At 76.0% G+C, this 909-nt stretch carries 2 protein-coding genes; both read right to left on the reverse strand.

What is annotated here, in order from left to right; translation table 11 throughout:
• The coding region (locus tag HW577_RS25700) for an ABC transporter ATP-binding protein (RefSeq protein ID WP_198378911.1) at window positions 1–476 on the reverse strand (476 nt) is incomplete at its 3' end.
• On the reverse strand, window positions 476–909 hold a 434-nt coding region (locus tag HW577_RS25705; RefSeq protein ID WP_419956613.1), incomplete at its 5' end, for a hypothetical protein. The genes HW577_RS25700 and HW577_RS25705, both read right to left, overlap by 1 nt.

Raw genomic sequence — 909 nt, forward strand, 5'->3', positions numbered from 1 at the left:
ATGGCGCGCGCGATCGCCACGCGCTGCTGCTGCCCGCCCGAGAGCTGCGAGGGCCGGTGCCGCAGTCGGTCCCCCAGCCCCACGGCGGCGAGCGCCATCGCCGCGCGGTCCCGCCGCGCGCCGCGCCGCAGCCCGCGATAGACCAGCGGCAGTTCCACATTGGCGAGCGCATCGGCGCGCTGGAGCAGGTTGAAGGACTGGAAGACGAAGCCGATGCGTCGGCTGCGCAATTCGGCGAGGCGGTCGGGGGAGAGCGTCTCCACCTCCTCCCCCATCAGCCGGTAGCGCCCGCGCGTCGGCCGGTCCAGGCAGCCGATCAGGTTGAGGAAGGTCGATTTCCCGGACCCCGAGGGCCCCATCGCCGCGACGAATTCCCCCGGCGCGATGGTGAGCGTCACGTCGGTCAGCGCGCGCACCACCTCCTCCCCCGCCTGGAAGTGGCGCGTCAGGCCTTCGGTCTCGATCAGCGCGGCCATCAGAACAGCCGCCGCGCGGCGCTGGGCGCGGCCGCGCCGGCACGTTCCTGGCCGACCACGACCGCGGCCCCGGGTTCGAGCGCGCCGGCGAGGATTTCCGTCACGCTGCCATCGCTGATGCCGGTGCGGACGGGCACGGCGCGCGGCGCGCCATTGCCCTCCAGCACCCAGACCGTGCCCGGCTGTCCGGTCGCGCGCGCCCCGCCGCGCATCGCGGCCAGCTGCGCGCGCTGGTCGGGCGTCAGCACGGCGTTGAGGCGGGAGACGAGCCGCTGCCGCGCCGCCTGCGCCTGCTGGCGCCGCGCATCGGCATCCTGCGGCAGGGCGGCCATGCGGCTCCGCATCTCGGCGCGCGCGGCCTCGATCTCGGCGCGCTGCGCGGGCGTCAGGTCGGTGAGCGCGGCCAGCGCCTGGTCGAGCTGCGCCTGGCCCG

The organism is Neoroseomonas rubea (assembly GCF_016106015.1).
GTDB classification, from domain to species: Bacteria; Pseudomonadota; Alphaproteobacteria; order Acetobacterales; family Acetobacteraceae; genus Neoroseomonas; species Neoroseomonas rubea.